We start from the raw sequence: 16,495 nt of genomic DNA, 5'->3' as shown, positions 1-16,495 counted from the left end.
GGGCTCAGCCGAGCCCCGCATCACTCACGCCTCGACGGCTTCGCGCTTGCGCACGAACAGCGAGCCGACCACACCGATCACGCCCAGGCAGCCGGCGACGACGAACGCCGCCCGCAGGCCGTTCGCGTCCGGCCCGGCCTCGGCGTTGACCGCGGCCACCGTCGCCACCGTGACGAACAGGGTCGTGCCCAGCGCGCCCATGACCTGCTGCAACGAGGACATGATCGCGCTGCCGTGCGAGTACAGCTGCTCCGGCAGGTCGTTCAGGCCGTCGGTGAACAGCGGCGTCATCATCAGGCCCAGTCCGGCCATCAGCAGCACGTGGATGCCGATCACCTCGGCCAGCGGCGAGGTCGGCCCCAGGGTGGCGAACAGCAACAGCGCGACCGCCATGGCGATCGCGCCCGGGATCACCAGCGGCCGCGCGCCGACCTTGTCGAACAGCGCGCCCACCGGCCGGCCCAGCAGGCCCAGCACCAGGCCGCCGGGCAGCACCGCAAGGCCGGTGACGAACGTGTTCTGGTGCAGCACCGTCTGCAGGTACAGCGGCAGCAGGATCGACGCCGCCCCGATCAGGCACATGAACAGCACGCTGGTCAGCACCACGGAGACGGTGAACTTGCGGTGCGCGAACGGCCGCAGGTCCAGCAGCGCCCGGTCCTCGCGCTGCAACAGCAGCTGACGCCACACGAACAGCACCAGCGCCACCGCGCCGATCACGATCGACACCCACGGCGGCAGCGGCTGGCTCGCCGGGTCGCCGCTGCCGGACAGCCCGAACAGCAGGCCGCCGAAGCCCAGCGCGGACAGGATCACCGACGGCACGTCCAGCGGCACCGCCCGGGTCTCGTGCTCCAGGCGCAGCAGGATCGCGCCGATCACCAGCGCCGCCAGCGACAGCGGCAGCACGACGCCGAACATCCAGCGCCAGCCCAGCGAGGCCAGCACCGCGCCGCCGATCGTCGGGCCGATGGCCGGGGCCACCGCGATGACGATCGTGATCGTGCCCATCGTCGCGCCGCGGCGCTCGGCCGGCACCAGCCGCATCACCGTGGTCATCAGCAGCGGCAGCATCACCGCCGTGCCGCAGGCCTGCACGATCCGGCCGGCCAGCAGCATCGGGAAACCCGTGGCCACCGCGCACAGCAGCGTGCCCAGGCTGAACGCGGTCAGCGAGGCCAGGAACACCTGGCGCGGCGTCAGCCTTTCCAGCATGAAGCCGGTGGTCGGGATCACCACCGCCATGGTCAGCAGGAAGCCGCTCGTCAGCCACTGCACCGTGGTCGTCGTGATGCGCAGGTCGATCGTGAGGTCCCGCAGCGCGACGCTGAGAATGGTCTCGTTGAGGATCATCACGAACGCCGACAGCACGAGGATGCCGATCAGCAGCCACGATCTGGACGGTGCGCGGCTGTCCACCGCGTGCGTGGTCGGCATGGTCTGTGTCATCAGTGGGGTCCCCCCGTCGGCAGCGCCCGCGGTCGATGGCGGCACCGGGCGCCGGCAGCGGTCACAGCAAAAAGGTCTGAGGCCACCATCATGTCACGATCGACGCGATCGGACGCCCGAATATTCCTGTTCTACACAGTGTTAACGGCCTCTCACGGTGTGCGTGCGCCCAACGTCATGAAGGGCCCTTTCCTGACGTTGAACGTCAGGAAAGGGCCCTTCATGACAGAAGAACTGCGTTACTTCTTGGCGAAGTCCTGGCGGCTGACCATGTTGGAGATCTGGCCGGCGTCCAGGGCGCGGGGCTCGGCCACGTGCACCATGGAGACGACCTCGCGGCCGAGCAGGCCGCTGCCGATCCAGCCGAACAGGATGCGCACCTTGCGGTTGAAGGTGGGCATCTTGGCCACGTGGTACGCGCGGTGCGCGGCCCAGGCGGTCCAGCCCTTGCCCTTGGTGTTGTAGACGTCGGCCACACCCTTGTGCAGGCCGAGGCTGGCCACCGCGCCGACGTTCTTGTGGAAGTAGTCGACGACCTTCTTGTCCCGCAGCGAGGCCAGGATGTTGTCGGCCAGCACCTTGGCCTGGCGCACGGCGTGCTGCGCGTTCGGCGGGCAGGTGGCCTCGGGGTCGGCGTCGCGCTTGGACAGGTCCGGCACGGCGGCGCAGTCGCCGGCCGCCCAGATCACGCCCTCGTGGCCCTGCACCTGCATGGCGGCGTTGGCCACCACGCGCTTGCGCTGGTCGAGCGGCAGGCCGGCCTCGGCCAGGACCGGGTTGGCGGTGACGCCGGCGGTCCAGATGATCGTGTCGCTGTCGTACTCGGTGCCGTCGGACAGCTGCACATGGCCGTTGGTCACGTTCTGCGCGAAGGTCTTGAGGTACACCTCGATGCCGCGCTGGCGCAGCTTGTCCACGGTGTACTCGCCCAGGCTCTCGCGGACCTCGGGCAGGATGCGCGGCGCGGCCTCGACCAGCACCCAGCGCATGTCGTTGGGCTCGATGGTGGAGTAGTACTTCAGCGCCGAGCGGGCCATGTCCTCCAGCTCGCCCAGGGCCTCCACGCCGGCGAAGCCGCCGCCGATGACGGTGAAGGTGAGCAGCTTGCGGCGGGTGGCGGCGTCGCTGGTGCTGGCGGCCAGGTCGAGCCGCGAGAGCACGTGGTTGCGCAGGTAGACGGCCTCGCCGATGGTCTTCAGGCCGATGCCGTGCTCGGCCAGGCCCGGGATCGGCAGCAGCCGGGTGACGGCGCCGAGAGCCACGACCAGGGTGTCGTACTCGACCTCGTCGACCGCGCCGCTCTCGGTCTTGACGGTGACGACCTTGCGGTCGGGGTCGACCGCGGTGACCCGGGCGGTGCGCACGTGGCAGCGGTCCAGGGTGCGGCGCAGCGGCACGGTGACGTGGCGGGGCTCGATGGAGCCGGCGGCCGCCTCCGGCAGGAACGGCTGGTACGTCATGTGCGGCTGCGGGTCGATCACCGTCACGGACGCCTCGTTGGAACGCAGCTTCTTCTGCAAGCGCAGCGCGGTGTAGAGGCCGACGTAGCCTCCACCGAGAACGACGATTCGAGCGGGCTGCTTGCTGCTGGCCACGGCCAATCCCCTCCGGGTTGGATACACCAATGCACTGAATGCACCGACGTACTGAGTGTAGAGCTGTATCGTGTCAGCCATGGGCCTTTCTGACAGTGACGTCAGCCACGCACCGGATACGGCACCACGCAAACGGGTGCACACGAAGGCTCGACTACTCCGTGCGGCGGTCGAGGTCCTCGCGGAGCGTGGCTACCACGCGTCCTCGATCGACGAGATCTGCGCCCGGGCCGGCTACACCCGAGGGGCGTTCTACTCCAACTACAGCAGCAAGGACGAGCTGGTGGTGGAGGTGTTCGACCAGTACGCGACCCAGCGCCGGGAGCGGCTGGCGGTGCTGGCGGCCAGCGACGTGACGCCGGACACCCTGGCCCGGGAGCTGCTGGAGCTCAACGAGCAGGACAGCGCGCTGAGCACGGTGATCCTCGAGTTCCGCATCCACGCGATCCACAACTCGACCCTCGTCACCCGTTTGGACCAACACGACGACGAGGCGTCCACGGCGTTCGGTGAACTTCTGGCGAAAGTCCTACCGTCGGACTCGGCACTGGCCTCGGTGCCGCCCAAACAACTGGCGACGTTTCTGCTGGCGCTGCGCGCCGGCACGCTGACGCGCATCCTGCACGGCGGAACCAGCGCCCTGCAGGCCAACGAGGCGTTCCACACCGTGCTCAGCAAACTCATCTCGATCAAATGATCGAGACTATGACCTTGACTACCCTCTGTGGAGAAACATCCCCAGGTAGGGCGTAGGATGTGGGACGGCCCGCGGCTGCTGTCAGCCGGTTCGCGGGTATTGGCCCGTCTGGCACACTGTTTGAGTGGAAACCCACTCGGGGGTACGCCTCACATGATCAAACAGCAGAACACTGCTTGCCCGGACACCGACGAGTTTCTCGCCGCGGTGGATATCCGTGCTGGTCAGCGCGTATTGCAGGTCGCGGTCGGTGATCGTCTACTCGATCCGGACGAGGTCCCGACCGTCTCCGGCGACGCGGCCTACTTCGGCGACCCCACGGGCGCCCCGTACGACCGCATCGTGGTCACCGCGGGGGTGGCCGGCATCTCGCCGCACTGGCTCGATCAGCTGGCCCCGGGTGGCGTCATCTACGCCCCGGTGGCCCACGGCGGCATGCACCCGGTGCTCGCCGTCACCAAGCGCGCCGCCGGCCCGCACGCCCGCCCGGTGCTGTGGGGCGACTTCCCGCCCGCCACCGGCCTGCTCCGCCCGGACGCCCTGTTCCACGACCCGCACCGCGTGCTGCGCGGCCCGGCCACCTACCGGGTGCCCGGCGGTCATCTGGACCTGAACGAGGACAACTACCAGGACCTCTGGTTCTTCCTCGCCGCCCGCGACGCCCGGATCACCCGGGCCGAGTTGGACGACCCGGACTTCGATCCGGCGATGGGCCGGCTGGCCAAGCACGAGCCGGCGCACGGCACCGCCTGGATCCAGACCGACGGGTCCATTGTGGCCGCCGGCGACAGCAACACCGCGCTGGCCGTGGTGAACCTGCTGCTGGCCCAGGCGACCCAGTGGGACAAGACGCTGGACCGGCCGCAGTTCACCCAGTGGCAGTGCGGTTTCCAGCTCGACCAGCTGGTCAGCCACCCGCTGTGGCTGCCGCACCGGTGGCAGCTGTCCACTCCGGTCACCAGGGTCAGCCCCGTCGAGCCGCGAGCGCGTCGCTGGCCGTCAGCGACGCGGCCAGCGGTGACGTCGCCGCCCCGACCGCGACCAGCTGCGGCCCCCAGCCGCTGAGCGTCACCTCGACCTCCGTTTCGCGCAGGGCTCGGCGCACGCCGTCCAGGTAGGGCGGCGCCGCCCGTCCGGCCAGTACTACGCGGTCCAGGTCGAGCAGGTTCACCAGGTCCATCACGGCCACGCCGAGAATGTCGCCGGCCCAGGCGGTCTCGGCGTGGTCGAGCCGCGCGAACCGGGTCAGCACCAGGGCTTCCGGGGCCGGCTCCGCCAGTGCCCGGGCCACCACCGCCGCCGGCCCGCACAGCGCCTCCAGGCAGCCACGCCGGCCGCACGCGCACAGCGGGCCGTCCAGCTCCTTGATCATGTGCCCGAACTCGCCGGCGTTGGTCCGGCCGCCGCGGTAGACCTTGCCGTCCAGCACCAGGCCCGCGCCGATGCCGGTGCCGACGTAGATCATCGCCGTTTCCCGCGGCACGTCCGTGGTCCACAGCTCGGCCAGCACCGCCGCGTTCGTGTCCTTGTCGACGATCACCGGCAGGTCCAGTTCGGCCGTCAACATCGGACCGAGCGCGGCGTTTTCCCAGCCGGGCAAGCGATTCGCGTGGTGCAGCACGCCGGTGCGGTGGTCGACCGGGCCCGGGCAGCCGACACCGACGCCGGCCAGCGTGCTCGGGTCCACTGTGGACGCCAGCGCGCGGATCGGCGCGGCCAGCTCGCCGATCGAGCCGACCAGTCCGGGCCGGTGCTCGGCGGCGACGACCTGGCCGGCCAGGTCGACCAGCACCAGCCGCAGCTCGTCCCGGTCGAGGTGGACGCCGACGGCGTGCCGGGCCGACGGCACCAGTCGCAGCAGCGTGGTCGGCCGACCGACGGTCGGGGCGGCCTGGCCCGACTCGGCGACCAGCCCGCCCTCGATCAGCCGGCCCACGATCTTGGACACCGCCTGCGCGGTCAGGCCGGTGGCCGACGCCAGGTCGACGCGGCTGACGCCGTCACGGCGCCGGATCAGGTCGAGCACCAGCGCCGCGTTGTGGTCGCGCAACGCGCCCAGGTTCGCCCCTGGTCTGTGATTCGTTCCGGGTTTGCTTTGCATTTACGCAACAGTGTTGATTAACTCGGGCCATGCACGCAAGCACCGATCTGCGGGTGGGGCTGCTCGGCTACGGCATCGCGGGCGCCGTGTTCCACGCGCCGCTGATCGCGGCCACCCCCGGCCTGCGGCTGTCCGCCGTCGTGACGGCCAACCCCGAACGCCAGGCCCAGGTCGCCGCGGACCACCCCGGCACCCTCGTCCTCGACCACGCCGACCAGCTCTGGAGCGAGGAGCTGGACCTGGTGGTCGTCGCCACCCCCAACCGAACCCACGTGCCGCTGGCCACCGCGGCCCTGGACGCCGGCTTCCCGGTGGTCGTGGACAAGCCGTTCGCGCCGACCGCGGCGGAGGCCCGCAAGCTGGCCGCGCGGGCCGCCGAGCTCGGCCTGCCGCTGGCGGTGTTCCACAACCGCCGGTGGGACAACGACTTCCTGACCGTCAGGCAGCTCATCGACGCCGGCGAGCTCGGCGCCGTGCACCGCTTCGAGTCCCGGTTCGAGCGCTGGCGGCCCACTCCCAAGGCCGGCTGGCGGGAGCTCGGCGACCCGGCCGAGGCCGGCGGCGCGCTGTACGACCTCGGCTCGCACCTGATCGACCAGGCCCTCCAGCTGTTCGGCCCGGTCCGCTCGGTGTACGCCGAGCTGGACCGTCGCCGCGCCGGCGTGCAGGTCGACGACGACTCGTTCGTCGCCCTGACGCACAAGAGCGGCGTCCGCTCGCACCTGTGGATGGGGGCGGTGACCCCGCAGCTCGGGCCGCGGATGCGGGTGCTCGGCGACAAGGCCGGGTTCACCAAGTACGGGTTGGACGGGCAGGAGGACGCCCTGCGCGCGGGCAACCGTCCCGGCGGTTCCGACTGGGGCGTCGAGCCCGCGGAGCGGTCCGGCCGGCTCGGCGTGGACGGCGACCTGCGGACCGTGACCTCCGTTCCCGGCGCGTACCAGGACTTCTACGCCCAGATGCGGGACGCCGTGCGCGGCGAGGGACATGTCCCGGTCACGCCCGAGGAGGCCATCGCCGTGCTGGAGGTCATCGAGCAGGCCCGCTCGGTGGCGTGAGAGTCTGTCGGCTGACTCGTTCGGCGGCAGGAGAGCACATGGCACGGCGGCTGTTTCCCGACACCAAGCGCACCATCGGCGCCGGGACGCTGGCGGCCCTGATCGTGATCGGCGTCGACGTGTTCGGCGGCCTCTACGCCGGCGCGATGGCCTGGCAGAAGATCGTCTCCATCGCCGGGGCCTTCGTTTTCCTCGGCGTGATGGTGGTGGCCATCCGCAACCTGGGCACCATGGTCGTGCGGCACACCCAGTCGCACATCGGGATCAGCCACGCCGGCATCATCCGGCTGGGGATTTCCCTTGTCGGCTACCAGGTCGCCGTGGTCACCGCGCTCGGCATGCTCAACGTCGGCATCGGCCAGCTGCTGGTCGGCGGCGCCCTGACCGGCGTGGTCGTCGGCATCGCCTGCCAGCAGTCCCTGGGCAACCTGTTCGCCGGGCTGGTGCTGCTGGTGTCCCGGCCGTTCAACATCGGCGACCAGATCGTCGTGCACTCCGGGGCGCTCGGCGGGCCGCACCTGGGCATGGTCACCGAGATGGGCCTGATGTACGTCGTGCTGGAGACCGACGACGGCGTGATCCGGCTGCCCAACAGCGCCGTGCTCGCCGCCGGCGTCGGTCCCCGCCCGGCCAAGGACCCCGAGCCGGCGCCGGCGGTCGCCCCCGACCCGGCCAAGGGCTTGGCGCAGTGAAGGTTCGCCCCGTTTCCTTCCCGGTCCTGGTCGACCAGCTCGCCGACCGCATCGCCGATCTTTCCCCTTCCCGCCTCCGGGTTCTGGTCGACGCCGCACCCGCCGCCCGGCCGGCCGACCTCGCCGACGCCCTCGTCGATCCCCTGCGGTTGCGCGGCCGTTCCGTGCTTCGCGTGTCCGCTCAGGACTTCCTGCGGCCGGCGTCGTTGCGTTTCGAGCGCGGCCGCACCGATCCCGACTCCTACTTCGACGACTGGCTCGACATCAACGGCCTGGCCCGCGAAGTCCTCGATCCCGCCGCCCCCGACGGTTCCGGCTCGGTGCTGCCGTCCTTATGGAACGCCGAGACCGACCGGGCCAGCCGTGCGTCCTATGTGGACTTTCCTTCGAGCGGAATCGTCCTACTGGACGGCGCTTTGCTGCTCGGCCGCTGGCTCCCCTTCGACCTCACCGTCCACTTGGACCTGTCCCCCGCCGCCCTCCGGCGTCGGACTCCCGCCGAAGACCGCTGGACCCTGCCCGCCTTCGACCGCTACCGCGCCGAAGTCGAACCCGGGACGGTGGCCGACGTCGTGGTCAAGGTCGACGACCCCAACCACCCGGCCGTCATCGACCGCTGAGGGCCTAGGCAGCCAGCGGAACGCGGCTGGGGGTGCGGACGCGGCGGATGAGGCGGGCGTACGAGGCGATCATGCGACGACGGCTGAAGTGGGTGCGGCTGGCCCGAAGGGCAGGGGCGAACTGCGCACGGTGGGCGAGGGCTTCGGTCCAGGCGGCGGCGATGGCCTCGGGGTCGGGCGGGGTGATCAGGCCGCAGCCGGCGACAATGGCGGCGCAGTCGCCGACGTCGGTGGCGACCGGGATGGCGCCGCACATCATGCCCTCGATCAGGCACAGCGGGGCGGCCTCGCCGAACGAGGACGTCAGGGCCACGATGTCGGCGGCGGCGTAAAGGGTCTGAGGATCGTCGCGCACGCCGAGGCGATGCAGCCGTGGCGACGACTCCAGGCCGACCAGGGCCAGGTCGGCGGTGAGGTGCGGGTTGGCGGCGGTCATGCCGGCCCCGCACATGATGACGTGCGCATTCGGTTGCGCGGCAAGGAAAGCCGCGGCGGAGGCCAGGAACAGGGGCACGTTCTTCATCAGGTCGTAGCGAGCGGCGAAGGCGATCACCGGGGCGTCGGGGGCGATGCCCAGCGCGCGGCGCAGCCGGGCCCTGACCCAGCGATCGGGGCGGAAGCGGCGCGGATCGACGCCGTTGGGGATCACCTCAAGCAGTTCGGCCGGGATACCGGCGGCTTGGTAGGCGGCACGGGTCGATTCGGCGCAGCACACCAGCGCGGCGATGGCCCCGGTGTCCACGGCGGTGCGCAGCTCGGCCAGTGCCGGCCCCTGGTTCTCGGGATCGGAGCGGTGCAGGCAGGTGATCACCGGCCGGCCGCCGACCCCGGCCTGGTTGACCAGCCGCAGCGGCTGTTCCTTGAGCGTGAGGACAACGTCCACATCGGACATTGCCCGCTCGAACACGGCCAGCTCCGCCGCGTCGAAGTCGACCGGCCCGGCGAAGCCGTCCCGCAGCGCGGACACCGAAAGACCGGCAGCGACCAGCTTTCGGTAGCTGGCGTCGTCCTGCATCCGCTGCACCGTCGCCTCGCGGTGCGCCTGCCCGTGGATGCTCAGGACCCGATGCCGCTGGCCGTGGCCATGCAGGCCGGCCAGCACATCGCTGTGCAGAATGCGCGCTCCACCGCTGAAGAACCCCTCGTAGAGGGACAGCACCCTGATGTCTCCGGCCACCCGCACATGGTGTGGCACCCGGTGTTACGCGCCTCGCGCCCGGCGAAAACGTCGTGTGAATTCACCACGGGGACGGGGCGTAGTCCTTGAGGAAGCAGCCGTACAGGTCCTCGCCGGCCTCGCCGCGCACGATCGGGTCGTAGACGCGGGCGGCGCCGTCGACCAGATCCAGCGGGGCGTGGAAACCCTCGTCGGCCAGGCGGAGCTTGGTCGGGTGCGGCCGTTCGTCGGTGATCCAGCCGGTGTCGACGGCGGTCATCAGGATGCCGTCCTGGAGCATCTCGCCGGCGCTGGTGCGGGTGAGCATGTTCAGGGCGGCCTTGGACATGTTGGTGTGCGGATGGCCGGCGCCCTTGTAGCCGCGGCCGAACTGGCCCTCCATGGCGGAGACGTTGACGACGTACTTGCGTCGGGCCGCGGCGGCGGCCATCGCCGGGCGGAGGCGGCTGACCAGGATGAACGGGGCGGTCTGGTTGCACAGCTGCACTTCCAGCAGCTCGACCGGGTCGACCTGGTCGACGGTCTGGGTCCAGCTGTTGACGGACGCCAGGTCGGGCTGGAGGCCGCCGGCGTCGACGGCGGTGCCGGCGGCGTAGCGGGCGAGCGAGGCGGAGCCGGCGGTGAGGGCCAGCGAGGTCACTTCGGCGGCGAGCGAGGTGAGCGCGGTGCCGGCCAGAGCCAGCGGGTGCTGGTCGTGGGCGCTGCCGAGGGTGAGCATCTCCGGCAGCGGGCCGGCGGGCAGCGGATCCGACTCGGCCGCGACCAGCAGGGAGTACGAGCCGGGCGAGCGGCGCACGGTCTGCGCGGCGTTGTTGATCAGGATGTCCAGCGGCCCGGCGGCGGCGACGGTGTCGGCCAGGGCCACGACCTGGGCCGGGTCACGCAGGTCGACGCCGATGACGCGGAGCCGGTGCAGCCAGTCGGCGCTGTCCGGCATGGCGGCGAACCGGCGCACGGCGTCGCTGGGGAACCGGGTGGTGATGGTGGTGTGCGCACCGTCCCGCAGCAGCCGCAGCGCGATGTACATGCCGATCTTGGCCCGGCCGCCAGTGAGCAGCGCGGTCCGCCCGGTCAGGTCGGTGCGGGCGTCCCGCTTGGCCCGGTTGAACGCCGCGCAGTCCGGGCACAGCTGGTGATAGAAGGCGTCCACCTCGGTGTACCGGTTCTTGCAGACGTAGCAGGAGCGGGGCCGCAGCAGGGTGCCGGCGGTCGCGCCGACAGTGGTGGACACCAGCGGGATGCCCTGCGTCTCGTCGTCGATCCGCACCGGGGAGCCGGTCGCGGTGGCCGCCGTCACCTCGCGGTCGGCCTCCGTCACGGCGCGGCGGGCCTGGCTGCGCCGCTCGCGCCGGGCCTCCTTGGCGATCTGGGAGGAGGCCCTGCGCACCCGGATGGCCGTCGGGTGCCCGGCCGGCAGCTTGGTCACCGCCGCGAGCACCTTCAGGCACGTCTCCAGCTCAACAGGGTCGATCTCGGGCATGCCCGGCACTCTAACGTTGACCCGGTGACGATGTTGACAGGCAAGACGGCCTTGGTGACCGGCGCCACGGGCGGGATCGGGGCCGGCATCGCCGCCCGGCTGGCCGCGCACGGCGCGCGGGTCATGGCGCACTACCGCTCACGGCCGCCCACGCAGCCCGATGTCCTTGCCGTGCAAGCGGATCTGCGGAAGCCGGCCGAGGTGGACCGCCTGCTGGCCGAGACCCTGGACCGGCTCGGCGGGCTGGACATCGTGGTCAACAACGCCGGGGTGCAACCGGTGCAGCCGCTTTCCGAGCAGACGCTGGCCGACTGGCGGGCGGTGTTCGCCGGAACCGTCGACACGGCCTTTCTCGTCACGAAAGCGGCCGCAAACCTCATGGTCGGGCGGGGCGGCGGTGCGATCATCGCCATCGGCTCGATCGAGGGCACGCTGCCGGCCGTCGGCCACGCCCACTACGCCTCGGCCAAGGCCGCGCTGCTCATGCACACCAAGGCCGCCGCGCTGGAGTACGGGCCGCACGGCATCCGCGTCAACGCCGTCTCCCCCGGCCTGATCTCCCGCCCCGGCATCGAGGATGCGTGGCCCGAGGGCGTGGCCAGCTGGACCGAGCATGCCCCGCTGGGCCGGCTCGGCACTCCCGAGGACGTCGGCGACGCCTGTGTGTTCCTCGCGTCCGACCTGTCGCGCTGGATCACCGGCCAGAACCTGACCGTCGACGGCGGCATGTCGGTGAGGCCGGCGTGGTAGCCGACATCGTGCGGGCGCTCGGCCTTGAGCCGCTGCCCGTCGAGGGCGGGCACTGGGCGCAGACCTGGCGGGACGCCAACGGCACCGCCATCTACTACCTGCTGAGGTCGCCGGAGTTCTCGGCCCTGCACCGCTTGGCGCACCCCGAGATCTACAGCTTCCACGCCGGCGCGCCGGCCCGGATGTTGTTGCTGCACCCCGACGGCACGATCACCCGGCCCGTCCTCGGCATCGACTTCGCCGCCGGCCAACGTCCCCAGGTCGCGGTGCCGGCCGGCGTCTGGCAGGCGACCGAGACCACCGGCGAGTGGACCCTGCTCGGCACCTTCATGGCCCCGCCCTACACCGACGACTGCGTCACCTTCGCCAACGCCGGACTGGCCCACACCTACCCCTCAGCCACCACCGACATCCACCGCCTCCTCGCCTGACACGCCCGCGAGTCCCGCTCTCAGGCAATCGAATGTCGAGTTCCGACAGTCCGAAAGTCGACATTCAGTTGCCCCAGAGCGGGACTCGCGGGGGGTTCTAGGGGCGGGCGGGGGCGGTGGAGCCGCGGACCACCAGTTCGGGCTCGAAGAGGAGCTCCTCGGTCGACACGGCGGCGCCCTCGATCTGGTTGACCAGGAGCTCCACGGCAGCCCGGCCCATGGCCTCGATGGGCTGGCGGACGGTGGTCAGCGGCGGGTCGATGCAGTTCATGAACGCCGAGTCGTCGTAGCCGACCACGGAGACGTCGCCGGGCACGGTGAGGCCCTTGCGGCGGACGGCCCGGATGGCGCCGAGGGCCTGCGGGTCGCTGGCGCAGACGATGCCGGTGATGTCCTGGCCCAGCAGCTTGGCCGCCGCCGCGTGACCGCCTTCCAGCGAGAACATGGTGTGCTGGATGGCGTCGTCGGGGATTTCCACGCCGGCGCGGGCGGCATGCGCGAGGAACGCCGCTTGCTTGCGGCGCGAGGGCATGTGGTCTGGCGGCCCGAGCACCATGCCGACCCGGGTGTGGCCGAGCGAGAGCAGGTGCCCGAGAGCCTGCTCGGCGGCGACCGCGTCGTCACAGGCGACCACGGGGAAGGCCAGGTCCTCGACGGCCGCGTTGACCAGCACCGCCGGCAGCTTCCGGTTGGTCAGCCGCAGGTAGTGCTCGTGCGAGGCGTCGGCCTGGGCGAACTGCCCGCCGGCGAACACCACCCCGGACACGTGCTGCTGCAGCAGCAGCTCCACGTACTCGGCCTCGGACACGCCGCCGGCCGTGCGGGTGCACAGCACGGGGGTGAAACCCTGCTGGGCCAGGGCGTTCCCGACCACGTCGGCGAACGCCGGGAAGATGGGATTCTGCAGCTCGGGCAGCACCAGGCCGACCAGCCGGGCCCGCTCACCGCGCAGCTGGGTGGGCCGCTCGTAGCCCAGCACGTCCAGCGCGGTGAGCACGGCGGCCCGGGTGGCCTCGGAGACCCCGGGCTTGCCGTTGAGCACGCGGCTGACGGTCGCCTCGCTGACTCCGACCTTCTGCGCGACCTCGGCAAGGCGTCTTGTCATGCCGCAACTATACGACAGGTGGCGCAAGCAGCTTGCAGTCACTTGCGGCGAGTCGACGGCCCACAACGCCGTTCGGGGCAATCACGTCACGATCTTGCAATCTCGTGTCAACATATTGCGGCTGCGTGTCCAGAAGACCTATGGTGTGCGCCACACTCCGAACGTCAGGGGAGACCGCCTGATGCGTACCGACAGATTTCGGACCACCACCGCGTTAGCGCTGGCCACCGGCCTGGTCGTGGGCCTGACCGCCGCCTGCAGCGGCGGCGCCGACCAGCAGGCCGGTGGGCCGGTGACGATCACCATCGACGGCCAGCCGCCGCAGACCCAGCCGTTCGACCGCAAGATCTTCGACGCCGACGTGGCCGCCTTCGAGAAGGCCCACCCGGACATCAAGGTCACCGCGCACGAGGGCTTCATGGACCCCAAGACGTTCTCCGCCAAGCTGGCCGGCGGCCAGCTGGAGGACGTCTTCTACGTCTACTTCACCGACCCGGCCAACCTGATCGCCCGCCACCAGGCCGCGGACATCACCGACTACGTCAAGGACGTCCCGCACGTCAGCGACATCCAGCCCGCGCTGCTGGACGTGTTCAAGGACGCGCAGGGCCACGTCTACGGGCTGCCCACCGCCAACTACTCGATGGGCCTGCTCTACAACCGGACCCTGTTCACCAAGGCCGGCCTCGACCCGGACAAGCCGCCCACCACCTGGGACGACGTCCGCACCGACGCCAAGAAGATCGCCGACCTCGGCAACAACACCGTCGGCTTCGCCGACTACTCGGCCAACAACCAGGGCGGCTGGCACTTCACCGCCTGGATGTACGCCGAGGGCGGGGACATCGCCAAGAAGGACGGCAGCACCTGGAAGGCCGACTTCGACAACGCCAAGGGCAAGGCGGCCCTGCAGACCTTGCACGACATGCGCTGGACCGACAACTCGATGGGCAGCAAGCAGCTGCTGCAGATCGAGGACGTGCAGCGCATGATGGGCGCCGGCCAGCTGGGCATGTACCTGGCCGCGCCGGACAACATCCCGACCCTGGTCAACCAGTTCAAGGGCAACTACAGCGACTACGGCCTGGGCGCGATGCCCGGCACCGGCACGCTGATCGGCGGCGAGGGGTACATGATCAACCCCAAGGCCACGCCCGCGCAGATCAAGGCCGGCCTGACCTGGATCCAGTGGAAGTACCTGAACCCGGAGCGGGTCAACTCCGAGGTGCTCAACACCTACAAGGAGCAGGGCCAGCCGGTCGGCCTGCCGGTGCCGCCGGTGCCGGACCTGTACACCGGGACCGTGCGTGACCAGCAGCAGGCCGCCAAGGAGAAGTACGCGACCGTGCCGGTCAGCAACTACAAGCCGTACCTGGACGGCGCGCAGAAGCTCAAGGGCAGCCTGGAGCCGCCCAACGCCCAGCAGGTCTACGCGATCCTCGACACCGTCATGTCCACGGTGCTCACCAACAAGGACGCGAACTTCGACCAGTTGCTCTCCGACGCGAGCCAGAAGGTGAACTCCGTGCTCGCGACGGTGAAGTGAGCACCGCCGTCCGGTTGCCGTCGGCCGCGCTCGGGGTGCGGCCGACGGGCCGGCTCCGGCGCCGCCTGCGGGAGAACATCACCGCCTACGGCCTGCTGTGCGCGGCCCTGCTGGTGTTCGCCGGCTTCTCCTGGTACCCGATCGTGCGCGGCGTGCTGCTCAGCTTCCAGCAGGTCAACTTCATCACCGCGCCGACCTGGGTGGGCCTGGAGAACTTCCAGAAGCTGTTCGCCGACCCGCAGTTCTGGGAGGCCTGGCAGAACACGCTGCTGTTCACCGGGCTGGCGCTGGTGTTCGGCTTCGCGGTGCCGTTCGCGGTGGCCGTGCTGCTCAACGAACTCCGGCACGGCAAGGCCTACTTCCGTTTGGTGGTCTACCTTCCGGTGATGCTGCCGCCGGTGGTGGTGGCGCTGCTGTGGAAGTGGTTCTACGACCCCGGTCCGGGCCTGTTCAACACCGCGCTGCACGCGGTCGGGCTGCCCGCCCTGAGCTGGCTGGACTCCCCCACCACGGCGATGCTGTCGCTGGTGCTGGTGTCCACCTGGGCCAACATGGGCTCGGCGACGCTGATCTACCTGGCCGCGCTGCAGACCATTCCCGGCGACCTGTACGAGGCGGCCGAGCTGGACGGGGCCGGCCTGTGGCGGCGGCTGTGGCACGTCACGATCCCGCAGACCCGGTTCGCGCTGCTGGTGATGCTGCTGCTGCAGATCGTGGCCACCATGCAGGTGTTCACCGAGCCGTACATCATGACCGGCGGCGGGCCCGGCGACTCCACGGTCACCGTGTTGCTGCTGCTGTACAAGTACGCCTTCTTCTACAACGACTTCGGCACGGCCAGCGCGCTGAGCCTGCTGCTGTTCGTGGTGCTCGGGGTGTTCGGCCTGTTCTACGTCCGGCTGACCAGGAGGGCCGACTGATGCGCACTCTCGTGTCGCCGTCCCAGCTGCGCAGCCCGCGCGGGAAAGCCGTCTACTGGACGGTTTTCACCATCGTCGCCGTCGCCTTCACGGCCGCGTTCGTGTTCCCGCTGATCTGGCTGGTGCTGGGCGCCCTGAAGTCCGCGACCGAACTGGCCCGGGTGCCACCGACGATCCTGCCGCAGAGCCCCAACTTCGGCACCTACGGCGAGGCCTGGGACTTCATGAGCCTCGCGCACTTCTTCCTCAACACGATCATCGTGGTGGTCGGCGCGTGGCTGGTGCAGCTGGCGGTGGACGTGCCGGCGGCGTACGCGCTGTCGAAGCTGAAGCCCAAGCTGGGCAACGTGGTGCTGGGCATGATGCTGGCCACGCTGATGCTGCCCACCTCCGCGCTGCTGGTGCCGACCTACCTGACCATCACCGACGTGCCGCTGCTGGGCGTGAACCTGGTCAACAACCCGCTGGCCATCTGGCTGCCGGGCGCGGCCAACGCGTTCAACATCTATCTGCTCAAGCGGTTCTTCGACCAGATCCCGGGCGAGCTGATCGAGGCGTCCACTCTGGACGGAGCCGGGCCGATCAAGACCATGGTGCGGGTGGTGCTGCCGCTGTCGCGGCCGGTGCTGGGCGTGGTCTCCATCCTGTCCGTCGTCACCGCGTGGAAGGACTTCATCTGGCCGCTGCTGGTGTTCTCCGACCCGCAGGCGCAGACGCTGTCGGTCGCGCTGCAGCGGTTCGCCCCGGACACCCCGATCAACCTGATCCTGGCCGGGCTGGTGCTGGCCAGCGTGCCGACGATCGTGCTCTTCCTGATCTTCCAACGGAACATCCTTGCTGGCCTCACCGCGGGCAGCGTCAAGGGCTGAGGAGA

At 70.4% G+C, this 16,495-nt stretch carries 16 protein-coding genes; 10 read left to right on the top strand and 6 right to left on the bottom strand.

Annotated elements, in window-relative coordinates; all coding sequences use genetic code 11:
- Positions 1-24: 24 nt before the first annotated feature.
- The gene (locus JJ691_RS02245; RefSeq protein ID WP_211767124.1) at positions 25-1,449 is read right to left on the bottom strand and encodes an MDR family MFS transporter; all 1,425 of its coding nucleotides are present in this window, start codon (positions 1,447-1,449) and stop codon (positions 25-27) included.
- 239 nt (positions 1,450-1,688) lie between these two features.
- Positions 1,689-3,044, bottom strand: a complete 1,356-nt coding sequence (locus JJ691_RS02240) for an NAD(P)/FAD-dependent oxidoreductase (protein ID WP_249227631.1) — start codon at positions 3,042-3,044, stop codon at positions 1,689-1,691.
- Between the two features lie 136 nt (positions 3,045-3,180).
- On the opposite strand from JJ691_RS02240, the gene JJ691_RS02235 reads away from it, so the two are divergent.
- Both JJ691_RS02235 and JJ691_RS02230 read left to right on the top strand, forming a co-directional pair.
- Positions 3,181-3,741, top strand: a complete 561-nt coding sequence (locus JJ691_RS02235) for a TetR/AcrR family transcriptional regulator (RefSeq protein ID WP_211767122.1) — start codon at positions 3,181-3,183, stop codon at positions 3,739-3,741.
- A 153-nt stretch (positions 3,742-3,894) separates the two neighbouring features.
- Positions 3,895-4,806, top strand: a complete 912-nt coding sequence (locus JJ691_RS02230; RefSeq protein ID WP_211767121.1) for a protein-L-isoaspartate O-methyltransferase family protein — start codon at positions 3,895-3,897, stop codon at positions 4,804-4,806.
- Here the strand turns inward: JJ691_RS02230 and JJ691_RS02225 are convergent.
- On the bottom strand, positions 4,706-5,791 hold the full coding sequence (locus JJ691_RS02225; protein ID WP_249227630.1) for an ROK family transcriptional regulator: 1,086 nt from the start codon (positions 5,789-5,791) through the stop codon (positions 4,706-4,708). The two genes, JJ691_RS02230 and JJ691_RS02225, sit on opposite strands and share 101 nt — an antisense overlap.
- A gap of 80 nt (positions 5,792-5,871) precedes the next feature.
- Here JJ691_RS02225 and JJ691_RS02220 point away from each other — a divergent pair, with 80 nt between their 5' ends.
- From JJ691_RS02220 to JJ691_RS02210, 3 genes are read left to right on the top strand one after another with little or no spacing between them, the layout of a single operon-like run.
- Positions 5,872-6,900: a Gfo/Idh/MocA family protein gene (locus tag JJ691_RS02220; RefSeq protein WP_211767119.1), complete on the top strand. Its 1,029-nt coding sequence runs from the start codon at positions 5,872-5,874 to the stop codon at positions 6,898-6,900.
- A 38-nt stretch (positions 6,901-6,938) separates the two neighbouring features.
- Entirely contained in the window at positions 6,939-7,592 is a 654-nt protein-coding gene (locus tag JJ691_RS02215; RefSeq protein WP_211767118.1) for a mechanosensitive ion channel domain-containing protein, read from the top strand.
- Positions 7,589-8,212, top strand: coding sequence for a uridine kinase (locus tag JJ691_RS02210; protein ID WP_211767117.1), 624 nt, complete (start codon positions 7,589-7,591; stop codon positions 8,210-8,212). The genes JJ691_RS02215 and JJ691_RS02210 overlap by 4 nt, the downstream gene beginning before the upstream one ends.
- 4 nt (positions 8,213-8,216) lie before the next feature.
- Here the strand turns inward: JJ691_RS02210 and JJ691_RS02205 are convergent, their stop codons facing one another.
- Together JJ691_RS02205 and JJ691_RS02200 are read right to left on the bottom strand one after the other, a co-directional pair.
- Positions 8,217-9,389, bottom strand: a complete 1,173-nt coding sequence (locus JJ691_RS02205; RefSeq protein WP_211767116.1) for a glycosyltransferase — start codon at positions 9,387-9,389, stop codon at positions 8,217-8,219.
- 61 nt (positions 9,390-9,450) lie between these two features.
- Positions 9,451-10,869: an SDR family NAD(P)-dependent oxidoreductase gene (locus JJ691_RS02200; protein ID WP_211767115.1), complete on the bottom strand. Its 1,419-nt coding sequence runs from the start codon at positions 10,867-10,869 to the stop codon at positions 9,451-9,453.
- Between the two features lie 30 nt (positions 10,870-10,899).
- On the opposite strand from JJ691_RS02200, the gene JJ691_RS02195 reads away from it, so the two are divergent.
- Together JJ691_RS02195 and JJ691_RS02190 are read left to right on the top strand one after the other, a co-directional pair.
- Positions 10,900-11,619: an SDR family NAD(P)-dependent oxidoreductase gene (locus JJ691_RS02195; RefSeq protein ID WP_306291382.1), complete on the top strand. Its 720-nt coding sequence runs from the start codon at positions 10,900-10,902 to the stop codon at positions 11,617-11,619.
- A complete protein-coding gene (locus tag JJ691_RS02190) occupies positions 11,613-12,050 on the top strand; it encodes a cupin domain-containing protein (RefSeq protein WP_211767113.1) in 438 nt (145 codons plus the stop codon). The genes JJ691_RS02195 and JJ691_RS02190 overlap by 7 nt, the downstream gene beginning before the upstream one ends.
- A gap of 97 nt (positions 12,051-12,147) precedes the next feature.
- On the opposite strand, the gene JJ691_RS02185 is transcribed toward JJ691_RS02190, so the two are convergent.
- Positions 12,148-13,155, bottom strand: a complete 1,008-nt coding sequence (locus tag JJ691_RS02185; RefSeq protein WP_211767112.1) for a LacI family DNA-binding transcriptional regulator — start codon at positions 13,153-13,155, stop codon at positions 12,148-12,150.
- Positions 13,156-13,336: 181 nt separating this feature from the next.
- On the opposite strand from JJ691_RS02185, the gene JJ691_RS02180 reads away from it, so the two are divergent.
- From JJ691_RS02180 to JJ691_RS02170, 3 genes are read left to right on the top strand one after another with little or no spacing between them, the layout of a single operon-like run.
- Positions 13,337-14,701 carry an ABC transporter substrate-binding protein gene (locus JJ691_RS02180; RefSeq protein WP_211767111.1) on the top strand — a complete coding sequence of 455 codons (1,365 nt, stop codon included), beginning with the start codon at positions 13,337-13,339 and terminating at the stop codon, positions 14,699-14,701.
- The gene (locus tag JJ691_RS02175) at positions 14,698-15,621 is read left to right on the top strand and encodes a carbohydrate ABC transporter permease (protein WP_249227629.1); all 924 of its coding nucleotides are present in this window, start codon (positions 14,698-14,700) and stop codon (positions 15,619-15,621) included. The genes JJ691_RS02180 and JJ691_RS02175 overlap by 4 nt, the downstream gene beginning before the upstream one ends.
- Positions 15,621-16,490: a carbohydrate ABC transporter permease gene (locus JJ691_RS02170; protein WP_211767110.1), complete on the top strand. Its 870-nt coding sequence runs from the start codon at positions 15,621-15,623 to the stop codon at positions 16,488-16,490. The genes JJ691_RS02175 and JJ691_RS02170 overlap by 1 nt, the downstream gene beginning before the upstream one ends.
- Positions 16,491-16,495 lie beyond the last annotated feature (5 nt).

Origin of the sequence: Kutzneria sp. CA-103260 (assembly GCF_018263855.1) — a bacterium.
Taxonomy (GTDB): Bacteria; Actinomycetota; Actinomycetes; order Mycobacteriales; family Pseudonocardiaceae; genus Kutzneria.
This window is presented reverse-complemented; position numbering and strand designations above follow the sequence as displayed.